The following is a 23,001-nucleotide window of genomic DNA, read 5'->3' as shown; positions in this document are numbered from 1 at the left end:
ATAGTCATCGCGCTTTAGGTTGTTGTTTGAGCATGATCTCGTCGGAAAACCGCTTCACACTTTTCCGGATCATGCTCTGCTCTACCCGGCCAGGCGCACCGGATCGCTGCCGTCCCAATCGGCGGCGGCCGCTTTCACGCGCTCGAAGAAGCGGCCCTTGGAGCCGCTGATGTCGGATATCTCGATCACCGTGCCGGTGTGGCCGGATGTCTCGAAGTAGGCGAACCGCCCCTTCGGACCGCCGATCTGGCCTTCGTGCCCAACCTTAAAACCTGCCGCGATCGCCCGGTCGTAGAGGGCCTGGTAGTCCGTGCTCCAGTACGACATGTGCTGCAACCCTTCGCCATGCGCGTGGAGGAAATCGAGATACATCGAGGGCGCGTCGTTGCGCTGCTGGATCAACTCGATCTGCAGGTCGCCGGAATTGGCGAGCGCAATGCTCATCTCGACGGCAGAATCGGCGCCGCGATACCTGAACCAGTCGACCTTCACCGACGGGACATAGAAGAACGGGCCGACGCGCAATACCTCGGTCCAGAACTTCATGGCGGCGGCGATATCGCGCACCACGTAGCCGTTCTGGCAGACCTTTCCGAACAACGCACTCATCGACCGACTTCCATCGTCAAGGTCCGCTCATCCGGCATCAGGCGCTCCGCTTCTTGCCGGCGTCGAACACGCTCATTCCGGCGGCCGGATCGAGATCGGTCTCGGTCGCCTCGGTCAGCCGCGCCATCATCATGTAGCAGCCGATGGTGAAGATCGATTCGACGATCTCCCGATCGCTGAAATGCTTTCGCACGGCGGCGAACACGGCATCAGGCACGCGGACGTTCTCGACCACCTCGCGGCCGAAGGCGAGCAAAGCGCGCTGGGCCTCGCCGAACGCCGGGGCCGTATGGTCGCCCCCCTCCAGCGCATCTATCTGCGCCTGGGCCACCCCGACGCCGAGAGCGATCGGCACGTGCTGCCGCCATTCATATTCTCCGCCCTCGATGCGAGCGACCTGCAGGATCAGCAGCTCGCGGTCGATGTGGCTGAGTTTCTGCTTGTGCAGGATGGAATTGGCGAACCGCATCGCCGGGATCATGTTGGCTTCCGCATGGGCCATCATGCGGAAGATATTGAGCTTCACCGGCATCCGGTCGAACGAGGCGCGGATATCGCCGCTCGTCGCCTGCGGATCGATCAGGGGCAATCGGGCCAATGGGGTCTCCCTCGGATATTCCTCGTTTTCGTATCCGCAGTTTCCCGACTTCGAGACGCCAATCAAGACGAGGCGGCCAAAACGGCCGGTTACGCGGTGCTGCCATGCGCGCCCACCCTTGAGTCTTGCGCCCCGGCCGGGCATAAGGGCGGCAATTCCGATAAAAATCCCGAACCAGCCCAAGGATTTACGATGCCGCCCTATCGTTCCCGCACCACCACCCATGGCCGCAACATGGCAGGCGCCCGCGGTCTCTGGCGCGCGACCGGCATGAAGAACGAGGATTTCGGCAAGCCGATCATCGCGGTGGTGAACTCCTTCACCCAGTTCGTGCCGGGCCACGTGCATCTGCAGGATCTCGGGCAATTGGTGGCGCGCGAGATCGAGAAGGCCGGCGGCGTCGCCAAGGAATTCAACACCATCGCGGTCGACGACGGCATCGCCATGGGCCATGACGGCATGCTCTACAGCCTGCCCTCGCGCGAACTGATCGCAGACAGCGTCGAGTACATGGTCAACGCGCATTGCGCCGACGCCATGGTCTGCATCTCCAACTGCGACAAGATCACGCCCGGCATGCTGATGGCCGCGCTGCGCATCAACATCCCGACCGTATTCGTCTCCGGCGGGCCGATGGAGTCGGGCAAGATCGTGCTGAAGGGCAAGAAGCGCGCGGTCGACCTGATCGACGCCATGGTGGCGGCGGCCGACAGCAACGTCGCGGATGCCGATGTCGAGACGATCGAGCGCTCGGCCTGCCCGACCTGCGGCTCCTGCTCGGGCATGTTCACCGCCAATTCCATGAACTGCCTCACCGAGGCGCTGGGCCTTGCGCTGCCCGGCAACGGATCGGTGCTGGCGACGCATGCCGACCGCAAGAGCCTGTTCGTCGAGGCCGGTCATCTCATCGTCGATCTCGCCCGCCGCCACTACGAGCAGGACGATGCCGGCGTGCTGCCGCGCGGCATTGCCAGTTTCAAGGCGTTCGAGAACGCCATGACGCTCGATATCGCGATGGGCGGCTCGACCAACACCGTGCTGCATCTGCTCGCCGCCGCGCATGAGGGAGAGGTGCCGTTCTCGATGAGCGACATCGACCGGTTGTCGCGGAAAGTGCCGGTGCTGTGCAAGGTCGCACCTTCGGTGCAGGACGTGCACATGGAAGACGTGCACCACGCCGGCGGCATCATGGGCATTCTCGGCGAGCTCGACCGCGCCGGCCTGATCACGACGAATGTCCCGACGGTGCATGCAACGACACTTGCCGATGCGCTGGACCGCTGGGACATCGCCCGCACCTCGAGCGAGAAGGTCCGCAATTTCTACAAAGCCGCGCCCGGCGGCGTGCCGACGCAGACTGCCTTCAGCCAAGACCGCCGCTTTGACGATGTCGATCTCGACCGCGAGAAGGGCGTCATCCGCAATGCCGCGCATGCCTATTCGAAGGATGGCGGCCTGGCCGTGCTGTTCGGCAACCTCGCCAAGGACGGCTGCATCGTGAAGACCGCCGGCGTCGACGAGAGCATTCTGAAATTCTCCGGCCCCGCCCGCATCTTCGAGAGCCAGGACGCCTCCGTCGAAGCCATCCTGGGCAACAAGGTGAAGGCCGGCGACGTGGTCGTGGTGCGCTATGAAGGCCCGCGCGGCGGCCCCGGCATGCAGGAGATGCTGTATCCGACCAGCTATCTGAAATCGAAGGGCCTCGGCAAAGCCTGCGCGCTCATCACCGACGGACGTTTCTCCGGCGGCTCCTCGGGCCTATCGATCGGCCACATCTCGCCGGAAGCGGCGGAAGGCGGACTGATCGGCCTCGTCGAGGAAGGCGACATCATCGAGCTCGATATTCCCGGCCGCAAGATCAACCTCGCCGTACCGGACGCAGAGCTCGAGCGCCGCCGTGCGGCGATGGTCGCCAGGGGCAAGGCGGCGTGGAAACCCACGCCGCGCAAGCGCGCGGTGTCGACCGCGCTGAAATCCTACGCGGCATTCGCCAGCAGCGCGGCGCGCGGCGCCGTTCGCATCGTGCCGGAGTGATTTGAGGCTGTAGGTTAGGCGCCCGCCGACGGCAGACTGGCGGCGGCGATGGCGACGAACTGGGCGAACCGGCGGCCGATCCGGCCCTGTGCGTTCGCCAGCAATTTGCGTACCCTTGCCATATCGCATCTTCCTCATGGGCCGGCACAGCCGGCCGCACCTGGAAAATGAGGGTTCGGGCCTAAGTAGTCGAGATATCGTCGAAAATAGCAATGAGCGCTTTGCCGAAACCGGCTTCGGCAGTGGGTTTCTTGCTCCATTCGACCCGGCGGCGGAGGAAATCTTCTCCCCCGATTCCGCAGTCGGAACCGCGTCGTGGCCGAACCAAATCCCTGCCGGGAACGCGTGACCGTCCCGGTCCAGCGTTAATGCGACAGAGTACTGGCCAGCGCGGCTCCGACCGCACGACGACCCGGGGGCCGACCGTTCCGCTCGGTGCCCTGCCGGTCACCGTCGAGGACCAGATCCATGGCCGCGTCGAATTGCTCGACACGATCGAGCTTGTGCAGCATTCGGCCGAGACCGCTGAATCCGTCAGACAGATTCGGTTGCAGCTTGATCACCTGGCGGTAGGCGTTGGCGGCGTCGAGATGCTGGGCGAGCGCTTCGCAGGATTGCGCCAAGCAAAGCCAGGCCTTGAACGCACCGGGCCGGATCGCCGTTAACGTCTTGAACTGCCGCCGTGCCGCCGTGTGGTCGCCTGTGCTTGTCAGCAACTGGCCAAGCCGGTGGATCGCATCCGCATTTTCGGAATCGACCTCAAGAATCTGCCGGTAGCCTTTCTCAGCCTGCGGCAGCTTCCCTGCCTTATGCAGTTCGGTCACCTCCTTCAGCGCCGCCGGGACGGTGCGGCGATCGAGCCTGCCGCCGATATTGCGTCCATTCTTGGTGCCGATCACGATGCAGCGGATGCGCCGCTCCTTCACGCCGAACGAATATTTGTAGGACTCGTTGCCGCGCAGGAAATCATATTCGGTAAAGCCGTTCTCGATCGCGTATCGAATGCTGTGCGCGTGCAGGATCACGCCGGGCGGCGGCCCGTCAAAGGTTTCGTCGCGCCCGGTCATGTAGAACAGGAAGCTGCGCTTGCGCTGGTCGATCAGCGTTGCCAATACTGCGAGCGGCTGGTCCCCCTTCCAGAGTGTGGGGAGGTACAGCAAGTCCGACTTGAAGCTTCGTATCAGCATCCCCCGGTTGGAACGGATCAGCGAGGGCACGAGATTGCCCTTGCGCGGCGTCCACTTGATCTCCCAGAAGCGCAGCAACGTATCAAGATCACGCTCGATCGTCTCGGGTGTGGCCACCGTGATCCGGTATTCGTCGGACGATTCGATTTGCTTCAGGAGGCGCCTGATTTTTTGCCGCGTATTGGCGCTAAGTCCGTCAAGATAGCCGTTCCAGTCCGACGGAAGCGTGGCAAAGGGACACAGCGTATTGTCGATGCCGTCGACCTTGCCAACGCGGCTGGGCTGGCTGATCTCGAAAGTGGCCTTCGGAAAATGGGCCATCAGCAGGCGGTAGCGCGCCTCTGACATCCGGATGTTCTCCAGATTGAAGCGAGCCCAGCTCATCTGCTTCAGCCATCGGGCGATCGCCGGTATGGCCTGGTGCTCGAAGCCCGGCCGGCAGAGTATGCCGGTGTAGTCGGCGGCAAAATTGCCCGCCATGTTCAGTTCATTGTGAAAGGGGATCTCCGACGTCTTGACCGAAGTCCGCAACGGCAGAAAGGCGACATAGGGAGCGTCCGGCGCATCGCTCGCCCTCACCGCCAGGATGAGCCAGGGGCTGGCGATCCACTGGAACCAGTTCGCGAGCCAAGTGAAGGACAGGAATAATTGGGCGTCGGGATCCGCGTCATAGACAGCGTTCCAGTCCTGCTCCAGCCGTTCAAATGACGGCATCGTCTCTATGACTTCAACTTGCACGGCCTCGCTCCAATTGTCCCGGTCACAACGCTCTTGGTTTCCTTCTTCTCCTCTAACCAGACACGGCGGCTCATCGCTCGCGGAACGCGCGCATCATGCTGTCGTGAATTGGCTTGACGAGGTACTGGAAGAATGTCCGCTCCGCCGTCTTGATATAGACCTCCGCCGGCATGCCCGGCGTCGGGCTGAAGTCCGGGACGGCCAGCGCTTCGGCGCTGTCGAGCTTGACGCGCACGATGTAGATGTCCGTTGGTCCGGTCTGCTGGGATTTGCGTTCGTCGGCCAGCGTATCTGCCGAAAGGTAGATCACCTCGCCTGACACCATCGGCGTGATGCGCTGGTTGAGCGCCGTCAGGCGCACCATGGCTTTCTGGCCGTGTTTGACGCTGTCGATGTCCTGCGGGCGCACCCGTGCCTCGATGATCCGCTCCTCCTGCGACGGCAGGATCTCCATGATGGCCTTGCTGGCCTCGATGACACCGCCCTCGGTGTGATAGCGCAGCTTGACCACGATGCCCCGGACCGGCGCCGTGATGCGCACGCGATCGAGCACGCCCTTGGCGGCGAGCATCCGTTCGCGGACATCGGCAAGCTCTCCGCGTATCTCGTGCATCTGGTCGACGGCCGTCTTGATCGCCGTCCTTCTCACGCCATTGATCTGCTCATGGGCACGGGCGATGCGCTCCCTGGCGTCGCCGATGTCACCGAGGATTCGTCCCACTTCGCCTTCGAGGTTGGCCTTCGTCCGCTGCAACACCAGCAATTCGGGCTTGCGGACCAGTCCGGTCTGCAGCAGATACGCCTTGGTGCTGATCTCGTCGTCGAGCAGAACGATCTGCCGCTTGACCGCATCGAGCTGGACGTTGGAGCCCTGAATGCGTTCGTTGAGAGCATTGATGCTCTCCATGATCCCGGCGATGTCGGTGTTCACATTGTTTCTGCGCGCAGTGAATGCCAGGCGCTGGTTTTCCAGGATTTCTGCGACCTCACCATTCGAATGCTGTTCAATGTCAAAGGGAAACTTCACCTCGGCCTCTTCCCGCATCTCGGCCTGCAGCCTGGCGTCGATGGCCGTCAGGCGCACGCGGCGCAGCAACAGGCGGCGCAGCTCGGCGCGAGGTGCCGTCTCATCGAGTTCGAGCAGCAACTGACCCTGTTCGACAGGATCGCCTTCGCGCACATGGATCGCGCGGATCATGCCTCCTTCCAGGTGTTGGACGATCTTGTTCTGGCCGGTCGCGACGAAGACGCCGGATGCAACGACGGCGCCCGCGATCGGCGCTATGTTGCCCCACACGCCGAACCCGGCCACGATGGCGCCCATGATCAGGGCTCCTGCAATGGTCGGGAACCTGGTTGACCGCGGCAGCGAGTCATACCAGGTCGCATTTCCTCCGACATCCCGGGAAACCTGTTTCTTGCCCGACATGATAGCCTCACGAATTGAGAACAGGCGGCCCGCCGCCGTCCGGCTTCCTGCCTGTAATGAGCGGGATGATCTCGTCGCGATTGCCGAAGGCCTGCACCGCGCCGTTTTGCATGATCATGATCTTGTCCACGCTGCGCAGCAGCGCCGCTCGCTGCGTGACGGTGACGACGGTGATCTTTCTTTCCTTGGCGCGAAGCAGCGCGCGCGCCAGCGCACGCTCGCCATTGGCATCGAGGTTGGAATTCGGTTCGTCGAGAACCATCAGGCGGGGATTGCCAAAGAACGCCCGCGCCAGTCCGATCCGCTGCCGCTGGCCGCCTGACAACGGGCTGCCGTCCATCCCGACGATTGTTTCATAGCCTTGCGCGAAGCTCGATACCATCTCGTGCACGTCGGCGAGTTCGGCCGCATCGAAGATGTCCTCGTCGCGGGCATCGACGCGCATCCGCGCGATGTTGGCCTTGATTGACGCCGGGAAGAGCTGGACGTCTTGGGGCAGATATCCCGTGTTCTCGCCGAACTGCCGCGGATCCCAGTTCCGCAGGTCCATCATGTCGAGGCGAACATTGCCCGCCGTGGGGATGATCGAGCCGACCAGCATGCGTGCCAGCATGGTTTTGCCGGTTCCGGAATCGCCGACGATCGCCATCGACTCACCCGGCTGCAGCTGGAAGGTGATGCCGTTGAGGATGACTTTCTTGTTCGGCGGCGGAACATACAGCACGCGTTCGACGCTGAGATGGCCCTGCGGGCGCGGCAGCCGCAACCGGTCCAGGTTCAGCGGCGAGCTCTGCAGCAAGGTCTTGACCCGACCATAGGCCGAGCGCGCCTGCACGAAATTGCGCCAACCTTCGATAGTGCCCTCGAGCGGCGCCAGGCCGCGGCTCGCGACGATCGAAGCGGCAATGATCATGCCGCTGGTCAGTTGATTTTCCAGCGCGAGGTACGCGCCCCAGGCGAGGATCGTGATCTGGGTACCGAGCCGCAGGAACTTGGAGAGGCCCGTCATGATGATATTGAGATCCTGCCCGGCGACCTGCGCCTTCAGCGATTCCACTGTCTCGCGGCCCCAGAAGATGACGCCTTCCGGGATCATTCCCATGGCGTTGATGACCTGGGCATTGCGCGCCATAGCTTCGGCCTGAAGGTTGGCTCGCGTTCCGTAGGCGTTCGCCCTGGTGAACGGAATCGCCGTGATCCTCTGGTTGAGCAGCGCCACTCCCATGAGAGCGACGCCGGCCCCCAGTACGATCAGCCCGAGCTGGGGATGGATGAGGAACACGACCGCGAAATAGACCGGCGCCACCGGCGCATCGAACATCGTAAGCAGAACCGGACCGGTGATGAAGGCGCGCAGGTGCTGCAGATCGGCAAGCGTCTGGAACTCCCGGCTAGAGCCGCCCTGCGCCGCCTTCGCGGCTGCGCTCAACACGGGCCCGCCGAGCCGCGCTTCGGTCTCGACAGCCACGCGCATCAGGATGAGCCGGCGCATAACGTCCATGAGTGCGTGCGCTGCAATCGCAGCCGCAACAATGATCGTGAGCATCACCAGCGTGTCGGTGCTGCGGCTCTGCAACACGCGATCCGACATGTTGAACAGGTAGACTGGAATCGCCAGCACCAGCAGGTTGACCATGACGGAGAAGATTCCGACGGTCACAAGGTTGCGCCGCACGCCGGCAAGACCCTTGCCGAGCACGTCGCGAAACTCGGACTCGCTGGATCTGCGATGCAGAGGCGGGGCGCCGCCGCCACCTCCTCCTCCGCCGCCACCGCCGCCATTCGGAGCACCACCGCCCCCGCCGTGTCCGTTGGCTATGGCGGGCAACGACGAGCCTTTGGAAACGGAGGCATGGGCCGATGGGGGCCGCGCCTCGGCTCGCGGGGGCGGCGACATTGCTGGCTCGGGGGTTGAGGGCGATTCGGATCTCGTTTCCAGCCCGGCTTCAGATTTAGCCACGGAGGCTTGCGCCGCTGCGGCGACCGACCGCTCAAGCTCGACCACGAGCGCGCTCATTCCCAGTGGGTCGGACAAGTGCGGACGGGGCGGAGCAGCTTCACGGCGGACCTCTGTGCCCTGTCTTGCCGAAAACGGAAGAACTCTCGCCGTCTGGAAGTCGACGAAATCCAGTTCAGTCGGCTGCTCCGACACGTCTTGCGCATCCTCAATCTCGCCCTCGCCCCGCGCCATCCGACAGCCTCCTCCTCACGAGCCCTGCGGCCTTGTTGTCGGCCGCGTTTCAATCTTTGCCCCGCTCCCTAGTGCAGGACGTTCGCAATCGGATCGTCGGGCGGTGGGCCCGCCGCCGCCTGGGTGGCTGGCGCTTCGGTCTGGGTCTCGTCGACGAAAGCGACCAGCTCCGTGACTAGCGTCTGGGTATCTCCATTGACGGTATTGTCGAGACCGGTCGGCAGCAGGTTTGCCTGGATCAAAATGGTGTCGGTATAGACGTCGCCGTTCACATATGTGTCGGTCGCAGCGACATCGACGATGACGGCCTCGTTGATCAGCTTATTTCCCCCGGTCGATACCGACTGGGTTGCGGGGTCATCCGGATTGGCCGAAGCTGGGTTGGCGGAAGGCTCGAGAAGCTGCAGCATGACGTCGATGTCGGAAGTGACGTTGGTCTGCCAGATCGCGTTCACGTCGTAATAGTCTCCGGTGACATACAGGACGTTGATGACACCGTCCGGTCCAGCCAGGATTTGAGTTAACGAGGGATCGAGGCTGGCCGCACCACTGGCGATCGCGGCGACAATGGCCATGATGTCGTCGTTCATCGGCAGGAAATTGTCTTCGCCGAAGCGTTCAATCGTTGCCGCATTGATGAGCTGGTTATCGCCGGAACTAGCAGCGTGGGATGAATCGGAGCCGTCCGCCACCTGCTGTATCTCGTCATTGTCGAGCAGGATGTTGTTCTGGAAGATCACGTTCATGCCGTGATAGGCGCCCGCCACGATGATGAGATCGTAGTGGATGTCCCCGTTGAACACTTCCGCCAGGTTGACCTGCCCGTTCGCACCGGCGACGGCCTCGTAGTGGGCCTCCGAACCGGTCTGAACGACGACGTCATTGTCGAGCAGGAGGTTGGTTTGCGTCATGGTATGGATGCTGTAGTAGTCGCCATTCACCACGTCGACCTGCCATTGCCAACCGCCGAAGTGCGCGGGAATTGTCGAGTAGAGGCCAGGATGCTCGACGAAATCGGCGATGTTGTCGGTTGTGTTGTTGCCGGTCGAGGGTTCCGACACCGTGCCGCCCGCGACCTGAACGTCGTCATGGTCGATCAGCGAATTGGTCTGGAAGATCGCGTTGGTGCTGAAATAATCGCCCATCACGATCATGGTCTGACCCGACTCGGTGAGATCCACGATCAGGGCTGCGTTGAAGCTGGTGTTGGCTCCGGCTTCAGCCCACTGCCCGACGCCGTTGCCGAAATCCGGCTTCTCGTAAAGCTCCAGCTTCGGCAACGGCGCTTCCGGTGCCGGCGCTTGAAGCTCGCCGTTCAGGTAATAGCCCGGCTCGACAGAGTTGGCAGACGGCGTGCCGTCCTGTTCGCCGTCGTAGGTCTTCAGGAATTCGACGACGCCCTCGCCGCTCTGGGTCATCCACCACTCGGTAGGAATCACATTGTTGGCGCCATCAGCCATTTCTTGGAGGACGGCCTCCGCATGCTCGGCAAGCTGTGCGATATTGCTATCGATGGCAGGCGCGGCACCACATCCCTGGACAAACACATCGTTGTCCGAGAGAAGATTGTACTGATTGATCTCCAGCTGAGTCTGCTGGCCGCCTGGTTGATAGGTGATCGATACTTCGCGGTCCAGGCTGCCGCCTCCACCGCCGCCTCCTCCGCCGGAGCGAAGCGGAGGATCAAGTCCGCCGAGGTGCGCGTCGAATTCCTGTTCGGGCTGCGATGGCGACCGCAGCCTGATCTGGTGAATACGCCCGGCAAACGCTTCATCGAACAGGGCCAGCGGGGCAATCGGGATCCCGTGGCTGACGAGATAGTCGGGATTCGCGCTGAAGGCATACTCGGGCCGCGGGGTCGTGTAATCCTCCGGCTGCCTCAGGAATGAAGATTGATCGTAGTCGAGGCGATCGCGGGCAATGTCGTGAATAATCTGAAAATGGCCAATGAAATGCCAGATCGTTTCGGTAACGCCGCCGGGTATCATTTGAGCCTCCCCTGATTAGGCTCGAACACGAATTTGCGCACGGGCCGTTCGAAAGAAGGATTTTCTTGAGGGAGCCATGAAAAGACCCGCGCGGCGAAACGCCGCGCGGGGCCGATTAGTCGTTAGCCAAGATCGTGGCTATCCGTGAGATCGTTTCCAGCCACGTTCAAGGTGACGCTGTTGAACTGGATGTTTGCACCCTGAGTGATGGTCTGGTTGAACGCGTCCAGCGTATTGGCTGCATCGGCGGTCGCAGTGACGCCACTCGCCGCCGCGCCGGTGATGTCGTCGATCTTCGAGTCGACATCGACGTCGCCGCCCGAGGCCTTCATGTCGGCGTCGAAGTCGCCGCCCTTCAGGCTGGAGAAATTGACGTCATGGTCGATCAGGTTGTTGACCTGATCGATGTTGAACTGGCTGCCATCGCCGTTGAGGGTCTGGTAAACCACGTCCGGCATGATGACCGAGCCCTTGACGTCGCTGAGGTCGGAAAGATCGATGACCGGGCTGCTCAGGCCGTCCGCCTTGAGGTCGAGATCTACGTCGATGCCGACGTCGACATCGACCTCGTTCTCGATCGTGTTCTCGACCTCGTTTTCGATCGAGTTGTCGAGATCATTGTCGACCTTGTTGTCGACCTTGTTGTCGACCTTGTTGTCGACGCTGTTCTCGAGCTTGTTGTCGATCTCGTTCTCATTGCTGTTCTTGTTGTCGTTGTCGTTCTCGTTGCTGTTCTTGTTGTCGCTCTCGGACTCGAGCGACTGAACGGCAAACTGGAGCTGGCCCTGACCCTGACCCTGGCCCTGGCCCTGAAGCTGAAGCTGAGCTTGAAGTTCTGCTTGCGCCTGCTTCTGGTCTTGATCCTGTTCCTGTTCCTGTTCCTGATTATCCCACCAACCCATGACGGTACTCCTGTTCGGTAAGGAGCATCGCGCCGCTTCGGAAACCGCTGATCTTCTACGTCTGCGATGACCGATGCTTAACGATGCGATGAACGCCGGATTTCCCGGCTGCGATCCCCCCGCAATTTTTTGCGAGACTCCGCATCGTCAAGGTTGCTCATGGGCAAACGACGGACTAGCCGCACATTCGGGGACGGCGCTCAACCTAAGCATTAGTCCGACGGATTTTCTTGGCTTGAACCGTCTCGTTTGCATGACCCAATGGGTAGGGATAACTCACCCAATCGGCCGGCATGGCCCGTTCGCAACGCGAGTAGTAAGCCTAACGAGGCATGCTGACCAACAAGATTCAGCCGTTCGAGGGAGGGGGGGCATCCATTCTGGCAGGGCCGCATCGCTGCATCTGTGTCGTTAATATTGATCTTAGCTACTACGAAAATCACTACTCGATTGACACGCGCCGGTTGTCCACCAAATTCCGGCTTGCCGGTGGACAAGTCACCACAGGAGACAGCGTTCAGGAGGGGCGCTTCTCGGTTGAGAGCAAATGTTCTTCCAGGCGGGGCAAGAACTCCCAGATCTCGCGGTTGATGCGCGTCATGTCCTTCGTTGCCTTGACCATGCTCTTCAACCGCGCGTCATCCATCGGCTTCATCTCGCCGAACTGCAGGCTTTCTTTGGTTTGAACGATGCGCATCGATTGAGTATGGGTGATCTGTCCGTTCGTATCGACGATGTACATGCAGTGATTGAACTCGTTGCGGACCGCGGTTGATTCGTTGAAGCGCTCGATGAGCTTGGAAAGGGCCTTGTCGAGGTTCTTGTCCGTGATCTTGATCTTGGCCAGGCGCTGAATCAGGTCGAGCCGCGCCCGCGTCGTGTTGAGCGTCGCGAAGGTGAGCGCCGCCGACTCCTGGGTTGTCCGCAACAGGATCATGAGAACGTAGATGAACAGGCTCTCGTTGTTGGTCCAGCTCGAAACGAGATTGCCGATCAGCGCCAGGATTTGCGTGCGCCGGTCCGCCGTGGACGGAGCCGACGCTGCGATCGCATCAAAATCAGGCTTTGGCGGAAGTCGGCTGGACACCATGCTAGCGGCCCCGGGACGCGCGTGTCGCGCACCGGCGTTGGCTGCTTGGAGCGCGCGCTGCTTCGAATATATGATCGAGAGAAACCGGGAGCAAGCCAGGGCACGCATCCGCTAGCTTCGAGGAGACCACGGCAGGTGCCGCTATGTTGCAGTGGGCATTGGAATTCTCAAGGAAACGCAAAGCCCGCAGATCAGCCGTCGCCACGATCTCGCCGATCGTGGAAGGCAGTCGTCAGCGGCTCGGCGGGATATCGGATATTGCCTGGTCCGATCCGTACGTCATCGGCTTCCTGGTCATGTTGATCAGCATCGTTGCGAGGCTGGAAAGCAGCAGGATCTCCGGGAATTCCTTGTGCATTGTGCAGTGCCGCGCATGGGAAGACATCACTGCATCGGCGTCGGACCTGATGGCCGAGCAGTTGCTTCTGTTGAGCACCGACCGCAACAGGGATTTCGAGCTTGGATGCAGCAATGCGGCCGCGTTCAGCGCTACCTTCTTCGGTAGCGGGATGCTTCACGAGGGGGCCGGGCTGACAGGTCTGGAGAGGTGGTCGGACGAACCGGAAGATGAGACGATTGCGTCATTCGCGCAACGTGAGGACGTCACAGCGGCGTGGACGCAATTTTTCGATGCGCATATCGCCTCTCTGCGCAAAGGCATGCACGGCTAAAAGGCACGCACGGCTAATACGATAGCGAACACGACGTGAGTTCCCCAAAATGACACAAGCAGGCCACACTTCGCAGAATTCCTTCAAATTTTCGCAGCATATTGCGCAAAGTTTGGACAAGCAGTACAAGCAGTACTGTCTTCTGACCTTAGGATAACCCGACCGGAGATCAAATTGCGTTGCGACGACAACAAGAAGCGGTAGTGCAGCTACCCCTTTAGTTTGGAGTTGTGTCATGCGTACTGAATTGCATTTGAGTGCGCGCATTAAGACGGCCTCGAATTTGGGGAGGCTTTCGACTAACGGCCAGGATCAGCGAAGATTGCCTTCGCACCCGGCGCCCGGCATTGGACATGCGGACGACGAGCTTGCTCCCGAAGCTGGCGATGAAGGGCCGAGGTCGAACGGATCGAAGAAACCCGGCATCGTCATCATCCACGATCGGACCGTCTTCCGTGACTGCCTCGCGCAATGTCTGGAGATGGCCTATGTCGATCATGACGTCTTTTCCTTCTCCAGCGTCGCGGAGTGGCTGACGTCGGAAATAGCGAATGCGGTCCATGCCGCGGTGATCATCGTCGTGATCGACGGCATCAACGAATCGAGTGCGGCCGACCTCGACTTTCTCGAGACCAACGCAGCGACGATCCCGGTGGTGATCGTCTCCGATGCTGACGACCTCAACCATATCATTCGCGTCCTGAAAAGCGGCGTACGCGGCTACATCCCGACGAGCTTGAGCTTCAACGTCGCCGTCGAAGCCGTGCGCCTGGTCAAGGCCGGCGGAGTCTTCATTCCCGCCAGCAGCATCGTGCCGGACGGCGAGGAGACCGCACGGACGAGGACCAGTACGCTACTGACCCATCGACAGCTGGAAGTCGTAGAGGAGATCCGCAGCGGCAAGGCAAACAAACAAATTGCCTACGACCTGAACATGAGCGAACACACGGTGAAGGTTCATCTCCGCCACATCATGAGGAAATTGAACGCGCGGAACCGGACCGAGGTCGCCGTGCGCTCCGGAAACTTTCTTGCAGGCCACAAGGACGCTCCGAGACCGGAAGCGAGCATCAAGCCTGCAGCGGAAGGCGAAGCCGAGCCGTAGAGAACGCGCGGCGCGCGATCGAGAACCCCCTACTTCGGCGTCACGCCAAACGTCGCCGCGAACCGCTTCGCGTAGTCCGGCCACACTTCGGAATTGATGACCCGCGGCGGGCGCTTGCCGTCGAGCGCATCGAGCAGCTGCTCGGCGGCGATGCGGCCCATGTTGATCCGCGCTTCCCTGGTGACGCCCGCCGTGTGCGGGCTCGCCAGCACGTTGTCGAACTGCAGCAGCGGATGCTCCGGCGGCGGCGGCTCCTTGTCCCAGACGTCGAGGCCGGCGCCGGCGATGCGCTTCTCCTTCAGCGCGTCGTACAGCGCACGCTCGTCATGGATGAAGCCGCGCGCGGTGGTGATGAAGAAGGCGTGCGGCTGCATCAGGGAGAACTGCCCGGCGCCGATCATGCCGCGGCTGCCGGCATCGAGCGGGCAACTGATCGAGACGAAATCGGAGCGGCGCAAGAGATCGTCGAGCTCGACCTTCTCCCCGCCCCGCGCCGCGATCTCCTCTGCCGTGAGATAGGGATCGTAGGCGACCACCTTCATGTGCAGCATGCCGTTGCAGAGCTCGGCGATGCGGCGGCCGACATTGCCGATCCCGACAATGCCGATGGTCTTGCCCCTGGCCTCGTTGCCGATCAGCGCGTTGCGGTTGACGTTGCGCTCGCGCCGCAGCGCGCGGTCGGATTCCAGGATACGCTTCGACAGCGTCAGCAGCATGCCGAGGGCGTGCTCGGCGACGGAATTGGCGTTGCCGCCGGACTGATTGACGACCAGCACGCCCGCCTCCGTGCAGGCCGCAACGTCGACGGGGTCGAATCCCGCGCCGTTGGAGGAGACGATCAGGAGGTTCGGCGTCCGCTTCAGAAAATCCCGGTCGACGTGAAAGTGCCGCGCCAGCTCATCGCGCGCGGCGCCGACCTGGTAGGCATGCGCGGCGCCGAGGATCGGGGTGAAGACATCGGCCGGGCTCTCGTTCTCCAGCCGGTCGAGCCGCACGTCGGGCCGGCCCTTCATGATTTCGGCATAGATGTCGTGGGCGAGATACTTGACGTAGAAGACGCGCTTGTTGTTGACCGACATTTGCCTGAACCGCTCCCCCAATGCTCGTTACTTCTTGATCCCATGCGCCGCCGGGAAAAGACACCGCCGCGCCACGCAGATCACGGTAACGCGTCAGCCATGTTGACAATCCCGTCCGCCGCGTCAAGTTTCACGGCGCGATCCTCGCGGCCGCAAGACGTCGCGGGACAAGGGAGACTTCGATGGCGGCCGCGGAGACCGCGCAGAGCTGGCACGAGATCGTGCTGCAGACGCTCAAGCGCAACGACATAAGACTGGTGCCCTATGTGCCGGACCGCGTGCTGACGCCGCTGATCAAGAACCTGCACGGCGATCCCTTCTTCAACGTCTTTCCGACCGCGCGCGAGGAAGAGGCGGTCGGCATCATCGCCGGCGCCTGGATGGGCGGCATGCGCGGCGCCATGCTGATGCAGACCTCGGGCTTTGCCACGCTCGCCAACGTGCTGGCCTCCCTCGTCGTGCCCTCGCAGATCCCGCTGATCATGTTCGTCTCCGAGCGCGGCACGCTCGGCGAGTTCAATCTCGGCCAGTCGCTGGTCTGCCGCACCATGCGGCCCGTGCTGGACTCGCTCGCGATGGAGCACCACACCTGCACGAGGCTCGACGAGTTCGAATTCATCGCCGACCGCTCAATCAAGCAGGCCGTCACCACCCAGGCGCCGGTGGCGCTGATCCTGTCGCCGCTGCTGACCGGCGGCAAGACCTTCGACAAGTGAGCGCGCCGATGAATACGACCCCTGCCCGCAACACCAAGGTGATGAACCGCTTCGACCTCACCTCGCGCCTGGTGGCCAGACTGAAGAACGAGGAAGCCGTGGTCGGCGGCATCGGCAACACCAATTTCGACCTCTGGGCCGCCGGCCACCGCCCGCAGAATTTCTACATGCTCGGCAGCATGGGCCTCGCCTTCCCGATCGCGCTTGGCGTTGCGCTGGCGCAGCCGAAGCGGCGGGTGATTGCGCTGGAGGGCGACGGCTCGCTGCTGATGCAGCTCGGCTGTCTCGCCACGATCGCGACGCTGGCGCCGCAGAATCTCACAATGGTCGTCATGGACAACGGCATCTACCAGATCACCGGCTCGCAGCCGACACCGGGCGCGACAACGGCCGATCTCGTCGCAATCGCCGTTGCCAGCGGGCTCGCCAACAGCTCGTGGGCCGCGGATGAAGAGGATTTCGAGCGGCTGATCGAGCAGTCCCTCGTGACCGACGGGCCGACCTTGATCGGCGTGCGCATCGACGACAAGCCGGGAAGCGGCGCCACCCGTCGCGACCCCGTGCAGATCAGGGAACGCTTCATGCACGGGCTTGGGGTGCGCCAGCCGCTGTGAGCCGGCGCGCCCGGCGTTAACCAAATACGGCGAGCATTTCGCATCTGCGGAATACTGCTGCGCTATTCGTGTTATGCCGCCTGCATGACCGGTTTTCTTCGCCTGCTTGCCTGGGGCCTCGCCGCCGCCGTCACCTTCGTGACGCTCGGTCCGCCGGGCTACCGGCCGCATTTCCATCTCGGCCAGAACGGCGAGCACGCGCTCGCCTTTGTGATGGTGGGGCTCGCATTCGGGCTGGCCTACCGGACCAACCGCATCCCGATCGCGATCCTTGCGGTCGCGATGTCCGGCGCGATCGAGATCATGCAGTTCTGGGCGCCGGGGCGGCACGCGCGACTGTCGGATTTCGTGGTCGATGCGCTGGCCGCCTGCGCCGGCCTCGCCGCCGCCGCAGTCATCGATCTCCTCGTCAGCCGCACCCGCCCGCAGACGTCATAAGAAGGTCCCTGCGCAGCCGGGCCGCACAGGGACTTCACGCAACAGACCAGCTATCAGTCGATAACGCGGATCACCCGTCGCGTGCGCGGCTCCACGATCACGCGGCGATCGTTGACCACGGCATAGCGATATTCGGTGTGGTTCGGCACGACGCGCAGCTCCACGCTCGGCGGCAGCGGCTCGCCGACCACAACCTGCTCACGCACGACGACGGAGCGCTCACCGCGCGGGATTGAGGTAATCACGGCATTCGGAATCTCGACGGCAGCGCCAACGGCTGCGCCCACGGTGCCGCCGACGATGCCGCCGATCGGCCCGCCGACTTCAGCGCCAGCACGCGCGCCCTCTTCCGCACCTTGCACCGTCGTGGATTGCGCGAAAGCCGAGCCGGACGCCAGCAGCGAAGCGGCGATCAACGAAACAGCAACACGTTTGTTCATCATGTCCTCCAGCGGTTGAAAGCTATCTCTCAACCACCGGAGGAACATGATGTTCCGGTTCCCTCGACCCGGAACTCTGCAAACACGACGCGCGTCTCATATTCCGCGGAACAATGCCTTGACATTGAGGGTCGGAAAAATCCCCGCGGAGCCAAAGCCCCGCGGGGGGAGTTGTGGCGGAAACGCAAGGGATTTCCGCGCCACAGGGAGACCTTACGCCTTCGCGACCTCGTGATCCGCCATCATCTCGAGCGCCCGCACCAGCGCGGAATGATCCCAGGCCTTGCCGCCATGCGCCGCACAGGATGAGAACATCTGCTGCGCCAGCGCGGTGCTCGGCAGCGACAGCCCGAGGCTGCGCGCGCCCTCCAGCGCGAGATTGAGATCCTTCTGGTGCAGCTCGATGCGGAAGCCGGGTGCGAAATTGCGCTTCACCATCCGCTCGCCATGTACTTCGAGGATGCGCGAGGAGGCAAAGCCGCCCATCAGCGCCTGCCGCACCAGCGCAGGGTCCGCACCGGCGCGCGAGGCGAACAGCAGCGCTTCGCCGACGGCCTGGATGGTCAGCGCGACGATGATCTGGTTGGCGACCTTGGTGGTCTGGCCGTCGCCATTGGCGCCGACGTGGGTGACGTTCTTGCCCATCTTGTCGAATACCGGCTTCACGGCGTTGAAAGCGCGCTCGGGCCCGCCGACCATGATGGTGAGGCTCGCAGCCTTCGCGCCCACCTCGCCGCCGGACACCGGTGCGTCGAGATAGTCGGCGCCGAGCGCCTCGATCTTGCCGGCAAACTCCTTCGTCGCCAGCGGCGAGATCGAGCTCATGTCGACCACGATCTTGCCTTTGGATAGTCCGGCGGCGACGCCCTCAGTGCCGAACAGCACCGCCTCGACATGCGGCGTGTCCGGGACCATGACGATGACGACATCGGACTGCTGCGCCACTTCCCTGCCGGATTTGCAGGCGACGGCGCCGCCTTCAATCAGCTCCTTCGGCAGCGGCGTGATGTCGTGCAGGAACAGCTTGTGCTGCCCCGCCTGGAGATGGCCAGCCATCGGGCGCCCCATGGTACCGAGGCCGATGAAACCGATTTTCATGATGTCTCTTCCCTAGGTTTCGAAGATCTGTGCGGCATGCCAGCCGAGCCCGTCGACCGTCGTGGTGCGCGGCTTGTATTCGCATCCCACCCAGCCACGGTAGCCGATCGCATCGAGGTGTCGGAACAGGAAGGGATAGTTGATCTCGCCCGTTCCCGGCTCGTTGCGGCCGGGATTGTCGGCAAGCTGGACATGAGCGATGCGCGCCAGGTGCTTCTGCAGCGAGCGCGCGATGTCGCCCTCCATGATCTGCATGTGGTAGATGTCGTACTGGATGAAGAGATTGGGCGAGCCGACGTCGGCGACGATCTGCGCCGCCTGCTCGGTGCGATTCAGGAAGAAGCCGGGAATGTCGATCGTGTTGATCGGTTCGATCAGCAGCCTGATGCCCTCCTGCGACAGCGCACCGGCAGCGTAGCGCAGGTTGCAGACCAGCACTTCGTTGAGCTCGAACATGTCGGCATCGGCGGGCGCGATGCCGACGAGGCAATTCAGCTGCTTGCAGTCGAGCGCCCTGGCGTATTCGATGGCGCGATGCACGCCGTCGCGGAACTCCTCGACCCGGTCGGGCCGGATGGCGATGCCGCGTTCGCCGGCCGCCCAGTTGCCGGCGGGCAGATTGTGCAGCACCTGCATCAGGCCGTGCTGGGTCAGCTGCTCGCGCAGCTCCGCCTTGTCGAAATCGTAAGGGAAGAGATATTCGACGCCGCGGAATCCGGCGGCGCGCGCGGCGGCGAAGCGGTCGATGAACGGCATCTCGCCGAACAGCATGGTGAGATTGGCGGCAAATCTGGGCACGATGGATTTCCCCGTGTTGCGGAATGGGCCGGCTTCAGGCCGGCTGCAGTGCGTCGCTGCGGGCGACCGGCACTTCGTCGAGCGGTAGATCGAGGATCTCCTCGAACTCGACGATGTTGTCGATCTCCGTTCCCATCGCGATGTTGGTGACGCGCTCGAGGATGAACTCGACCACGACAGGCACCCGGTATTCCTTCATCCACTGCCGTGCGGTGGCGAACGCCGCCTGCGCCTGGTGCGGATCGGTGACGCGGATCGCCTTGCAGCCGAGCCCCTCCGCGACCGCGACGTGGTCGACGCCGTAGACGCCGATCTCCGGCGCGTTGATGTTCTCGAACGAGAGCTGGACGTGATAGTCCATGTCGAGGCCGCGCTGGGCCTGGCGGATCAGGCCGAGATAGGAATTGTTCACGACCACGTGGAGGTAGGGCAGCTTGAACTGCGCGCCGACCGCGAGCTCCTCGATCAGGAACTGGAAGTCGTAGTCGCCCGACAGCGCGACGATCTCGCGATCGGGATCGGCCGCGCGCACGCCAAGCGCCGCCGGCAGCGTCCAGCCGAGCGGGCCCGCCTGCCCCGCGTTGATCCAGTTGCGCGGCTTGTACACGCCGAGGAATTGCGCGCCCGCGATCTGCGAGAGGCCGATCACGCTGACGAAGCAGGTGTCGCGGGAAAACGCCTTGGTCATCTCGGCGTAGACGCGCTGCGGCTTGATCGGGATGTCGTCGAAATTGCTCCGGCGCAGCATCGAGCGCTTGCGGTCCTGGCAAGCCGCAGGCCAGGCCTGCCGCTCCTTCAACTTGCCGGCCTTGCGCCATTCCCGGGCGACGGTGACGAACAATTCCAGCGCCGCCTTGGCATCGGAGACGATGCCGAGATCGGGATTGAACACGCGGCCGATCTGTGTCGGCTCGATGTCGACATGCACGAACTTGCGGCCCTTGGTGTAGGTCTCGATCGAGCCGGTGTGCCGGTTGGCCCAGCGGTTGCCGATCCCCAGCACGAAGTCGGACTGCAGCATCGTGGCGTTGCCGTAGCGGTGGCTGGTCTGCAGCCCCACCATGCCCGCCATCAGCGCGTGGTCGTCGGGGATGGCGCCCCACCCCATCAGCGTCGGCACCACGGGCACGTTGACGGTCTCGGCGAAGGCGACCAGCAGATCCGACGCATCGGCATTGATGACGCCGCCGCCGGCGACGATCAGCGGCCGCTCGGCGGCATTGAGCATCTCCAGCGCCTTCTCGACCTGCTTGCGGGTCGCGACGGGCTTGTACACCGGCAGCGGCGCATAGGTCGTGTCGTCGAACTCGATCTCGGCGAGTTGCACGTCGAGCGGCAGGTCGATCAGCACCGGCCCCGGCCGTCCCGAACGCATGAGATGAAACGCCTGGCTGAACACGCGCGGCACCAGCCCCGGCTCGCGCACGGTAACGGCCCACTTGGTCACGGGCTTTGCAATCGACTCGATGTCGATGGCCTGAAAGTCCTCCTTGTAGAGCCGCGCCCGCGGCGCCTGGCCGGTGATGCAGAGGATCGGGATGGAATCGGCGATCGCCGAATAGAGCCCGGTGATCATGTCGGTGCCGGCCGGCCCCGAGGTGCCGATGCACACGCCGATGTTGCCGGCCCTGGCGCGGGTGTATCCCTCCGCCATGTGCGAAGCGCCTTCGACATGGCGTGCCAGGATGTGGTTGATGCTCCCCCTCGCCTTCAGCGCGGAGTAGAGCGGATTGATCGCGGCGCCGGGAACGCCGAAGGCGATGGAGACGCCCTCCTTCTCCAGAATGCGCACGGCAGCATCGACAGCTCGCATCTTCGCCATTTCACCGCTTCCCTTGATGATGTCCGACGAGGACGATCATCGCGGCGGGAAGGAGCGATCTCAACGAGCGCGATTTTATTTCCCGCAGCGTGGGATGGGTTTAGCAAAGGTCAGCGAAATCAGCCGCTTGAAGAATGCGGGAAATGGATTGAACCAAGAGACGCCGGCGCATCGGCCGGCGTCTCCTGTGCCGACCCGCTCAGCCTGGCCCTGCGCCTTGTGTCGCCGTGTAGACGGCATAAAGCGACTGGCTTGCGGCCATGAACAGGCGGTTGCGCTTGGGGCCGCCGAAGCAGACGTTGCCGCAGACTTCGGGCAGTCGGATGCGGCCGATCAGCTTGCCGTCGGGGGTCCACACCGTCACGCCGCTGTAGCCGACGGAGCGGCCGGCATTGCTGGATGCCCAGAGATTGCCGTTGACGTCGCAGCGCAGCCCGTCGGGGCCGCACTTCACGCCATCAACCATGCAATCGCTGAACCGCTTGAAGTTCGACAGCTTGTTGTCGGTGCCGACATCGGCCACGAAGATTTCGCCCTTGCCGCCCGGCCCCGTATCGCCCGGCCCCTTGCCGGTGCTGGCGACATACAATTTCTTGTAGTCCGGCGAGAAGCAAAGGCCGTTGGGATCTGGCACCTGCTCCTCGGTCACCACGAGATCGATCCGCCCGGAGGGATCGATGCGATAGCAGTTGGTCGGCAGCTCCCGCCTGCCCGGCGCGAAGCCGGCCGGCTGGCCGATCCGTGGGTTCAGCTTGCCGCCGGCATTGCTGGGACCTCCGGCAATGTCCGGCTCGCCTTCATAGAGCTGGCCGCCATAGGGCGGATCGGTGAACCAGTAGCTGCCGTCGGGATGGGCGACGACATCGTTCGGCGAGTTGAGCTTCTTGCCGTTGTAGGAATCTGCGAGCACGGTCGCGGTGCCGTCGTGCTCGTAGCGCACCACGCGACGGGTGAGATGCTCGCAGGAGAGCTGCCGGCCCTGGAAATCGAACGAATTGCCGTTGGAGTTGTTGGACGGCGTGCGGAAGACGCTGACGCGCCCGTCATCCTCCGACCACCGCATCTGGCGATTATTGGGAATGTCGCTCCACAAGAGGTATCGGCCCTGCGCGCTCCAGGCTGGACCTTCGGCCCACAGCACTCCGGTATAGAGGCGCTGGATCGGCGCGTTCGGCTGAGCGAGGTTGTTGAACGACGGATCGACCGCGATGATGTCGGGATCCCAGAAATAGGTGGTCGGTGCGCCGCGCGGGCTGAAATCGCGCGGCGGGGTCGTCACGGTGGACGGCGGTGCCGCCGGCCCGCCCTGGGCGAGCGCGCTGCCTGCACCGGCAATTGTGGCGCCGGCCGCGATGGCCAGGCCCTGGACAAGCGTTCGTCGAGAAATCATTGACTCGGGATCGCGCACTTCGCGTGTCATCACATCCTCCCAATGCATGTGCCCGCCGGTTGAT

At 63.0% G+C, this 23,001-nt stretch carries 20 protein-coding genes; 6 read left to right on the top strand and 14 right to left on the bottom strand.

Features of this window, described 5'->3' with window-relative positions:
- Positions 1-81: 81 nt before the first annotated feature.
- Together ACT4OC_RS00485 and ACT4OC_RS00480 are read right to left on the bottom strand one after the other, a co-directional pair.
- Entirely contained in the window at positions 82-609 is a 528-nt protein-coding gene (locus ACT4OC_RS00485; protein ID WP_444837125.1) for a VOC family protein, read from the bottom strand.
- A gap of 37 nt (positions 610-646) precedes the next feature.
- Complete coding sequence (locus tag ACT4OC_RS00480) at positions 647-1,207, bottom strand: carboxymuconolactone decarboxylase family protein (protein WP_444837124.1); 561 nt, start codon at positions 1,205-1,207, stop codon at positions 647-649.
- 192 nt (positions 1,208-1,399) lie between these two features.
- Here ACT4OC_RS00480 and ilvD point away from each other — a divergent pair, with 192 nt between their 5' ends.
- Entirely contained in the window at positions 1,400-3,241 is a 1,842-nt protein-coding gene (gene ilvD / locus ACT4OC_RS00475) for a dihydroxy-acid dehydratase (protein WP_444837123.1), read from the top strand.
- Between the two features lie 365 nt (positions 3,242-3,606).
- Here the strand turns inward: ilvD and ACT4OC_RS00470 are convergent, their stop codons facing one another.
- The 6 genes from ACT4OC_RS00470 to ACT4OC_RS00445 form a co-directional block, all read right to left on the bottom strand.
- Entirely contained in the window at positions 3,607-5,166 is a 1,560-nt protein-coding gene (locus ACT4OC_RS00470; protein ID WP_444837122.1) for a GNAT family N-acetyltransferase, read from the bottom strand.
- Between the two features lie 70 nt (positions 5,167-5,236).
- Positions 5,237-6,595 (bottom strand): HlyD family type I secretion periplasmic adaptor subunit, encoded by a 1,359-nt coding sequence (locus ACT4OC_RS00465; RefSeq protein WP_444837121.1) that lies wholly within the window; start codon positions 6,593-6,595, stop codon positions 5,237-5,239.
- A gap of 7 nt (positions 6,596-6,602) precedes the next feature.
- Positions 6,603-8,492 carry a type I secretion system permease/ATPase gene (locus ACT4OC_RS00460; protein WP_444837120.1) on the bottom strand — a complete coding sequence of 630 codons (1,890 nt, stop codon included), beginning with the start codon at positions 8,490-8,492 and terminating at the stop codon, positions 6,603-6,605.
- Between the two features lie 362 nt (positions 8,493-8,854).
- Positions 8,855-10,774: a hypothetical protein gene (locus ACT4OC_RS00455; protein ID WP_444837119.1), complete on the bottom strand. Its 1,920-nt coding sequence runs from the start codon at positions 10,772-10,774 to the stop codon at positions 8,855-8,857.
- A gap of 122 nt (positions 10,775-10,896) precedes the next feature.
- Entirely contained in the window at positions 10,897-11,676 is a 780-nt protein-coding gene (locus ACT4OC_RS00450) for a hypothetical protein (RefSeq protein ID WP_444837118.1), read from the bottom strand.
- Positions 11,677-12,193: 517 nt separating this feature from the next.
- A complete protein-coding gene (locus ACT4OC_RS00445; protein WP_444837117.1) occupies positions 12,194-12,766 on the bottom strand; it encodes a hypothetical protein in 573 nt (190 codons plus the stop codon).
- A gap of 143 nt (positions 12,767-12,909) precedes the next feature.
- Here ACT4OC_RS00445 and ACT4OC_RS00440 point away from each other — a divergent pair, with 143 nt between their 5' ends.
- Together ACT4OC_RS00440 and ACT4OC_RS00435 are read left to right on the top strand one after the other, a co-directional pair.
- Complete coding sequence (locus ACT4OC_RS00440) at positions 12,910-13,437, top strand: hypothetical protein (protein ID WP_444837116.1); 528 nt, start codon at positions 12,910-12,912, stop codon at positions 13,435-13,437.
- 481 nt (positions 13,438-13,918) lie between these two features.
- Positions 13,919-14,542, top strand: coding sequence for a LuxR C-terminal-related transcriptional regulator (locus tag ACT4OC_RS00435; RefSeq protein WP_444837115.1), 624 nt, complete (start codon positions 13,919-13,921; stop codon positions 14,540-14,542).
- A 29-nt stretch (positions 14,543-14,571) separates the two neighbouring features.
- On the opposite strand, the gene ACT4OC_RS00430 is transcribed toward ACT4OC_RS00435, so the two are convergent.
- Positions 14,572-15,621 carry a hydroxyacid dehydrogenase gene (locus tag ACT4OC_RS00430; RefSeq protein WP_444837114.1) on the bottom strand — a complete coding sequence of 350 codons (1,050 nt, stop codon included), beginning with the start codon at positions 15,619-15,621 and terminating at the stop codon, positions 14,572-14,574.
- Between the two features lie 182 nt (positions 15,622-15,803).
- On the opposite strand from ACT4OC_RS00430, the gene ACT4OC_RS00425 reads away from it, so the two are divergent.
- From ACT4OC_RS00425 to ACT4OC_RS00415, 3 genes are all read left to right on the top strand, one after another.
- Complete coding sequence (locus tag ACT4OC_RS00425) at positions 15,804-16,337, top strand: thiamine pyrophosphate-binding protein (protein WP_444837113.1); 534 nt, start codon at positions 15,804-15,806, stop codon at positions 16,335-16,337.
- Positions 16,338-16,345: 8 nt separating this feature from the next.
- Complete coding sequence (locus ACT4OC_RS00420) at positions 16,346-16,951, top strand: thiamine pyrophosphate-dependent enzyme (protein ID WP_444837112.1); 606 nt, start codon at positions 16,346-16,348, stop codon at positions 16,949-16,951.
- Between the two features lie 84 nt (positions 16,952-17,035).
- The gene (locus tag ACT4OC_RS00415; RefSeq protein ID WP_444837111.1) at positions 17,036-17,389 is read left to right on the top strand and encodes a VanZ family protein; all 354 of its coding nucleotides are present in this window, start codon (positions 17,036-17,038) and stop codon (positions 17,387-17,389) included.
- A gap of 53 nt (positions 17,390-17,442) precedes the next feature.
- Here ACT4OC_RS00415 and ACT4OC_RS00410 read toward each other — a convergent pair whose 3' ends face one another.
- The 5 genes from ACT4OC_RS00410 to ACT4OC_RS00390 all read right to left on the bottom strand — a co-directional run bounded on the left by ACT4OC_RS00410 (position 17,443) and on the right by ACT4OC_RS00390 (position 22,967).
- Positions 17,443-17,829, bottom strand: coding sequence for a DUF1236 domain-containing protein (locus tag ACT4OC_RS00410; protein ID WP_444837149.1), 387 nt, complete (start codon positions 17,827-17,829; stop codon positions 17,443-17,445).
- 213 nt (positions 17,830-18,042) lie between these two features.
- On the bottom strand, positions 18,043-18,930 hold the full coding sequence (locus tag ACT4OC_RS00405; protein WP_444837148.1) for a 2-hydroxy-3-oxopropionate reductase: 888 nt from the start codon (positions 18,928-18,930) through the stop codon (positions 18,043-18,045).
- A 9-nt stretch (positions 18,931-18,939) separates the two neighbouring features.
- A complete protein-coding gene (hyi, locus tag ACT4OC_RS00400) occupies positions 18,940-19,725 on the bottom strand; it encodes a hydroxypyruvate isomerase (protein ID WP_444837110.1) in 786 nt (261 codons plus the stop codon).
- Positions 19,726-19,759: 34 nt separating this feature from the next.
- Positions 19,760-21,547 carry a glyoxylate carboligase gene (gene gcl, locus ACT4OC_RS00395; protein ID WP_444837109.1) on the bottom strand — a complete coding sequence of 596 codons (1,788 nt, stop codon included), beginning with the start codon at positions 21,545-21,547 and terminating at the stop codon, positions 19,760-19,762.
- Between the two features lie 199 nt (positions 21,548-21,746).
- Positions 21,747-22,967: an SMP-30/gluconolactonase/LRE family protein gene (locus ACT4OC_RS00390; RefSeq protein WP_444837108.1), complete on the bottom strand. Its 1,221-nt coding sequence runs from the start codon at positions 22,965-22,967 to the stop codon at positions 21,747-21,749.
- Positions 22,968-23,001: the final 34 nt, after the last annotated feature.

The organism is Bradyrhizobium sp., from assembly GCF_052389815.1.
Classification (GTDB): domain Bacteria; phylum Pseudomonadota; class Alphaproteobacteria; order Rhizobiales; family Xanthobacteraceae; genus Bradyrhizobium.
Note: the sequence above shows the minus strand (reverse complement) of the source record. Positions and strands in the feature narration are given on the sequence as shown.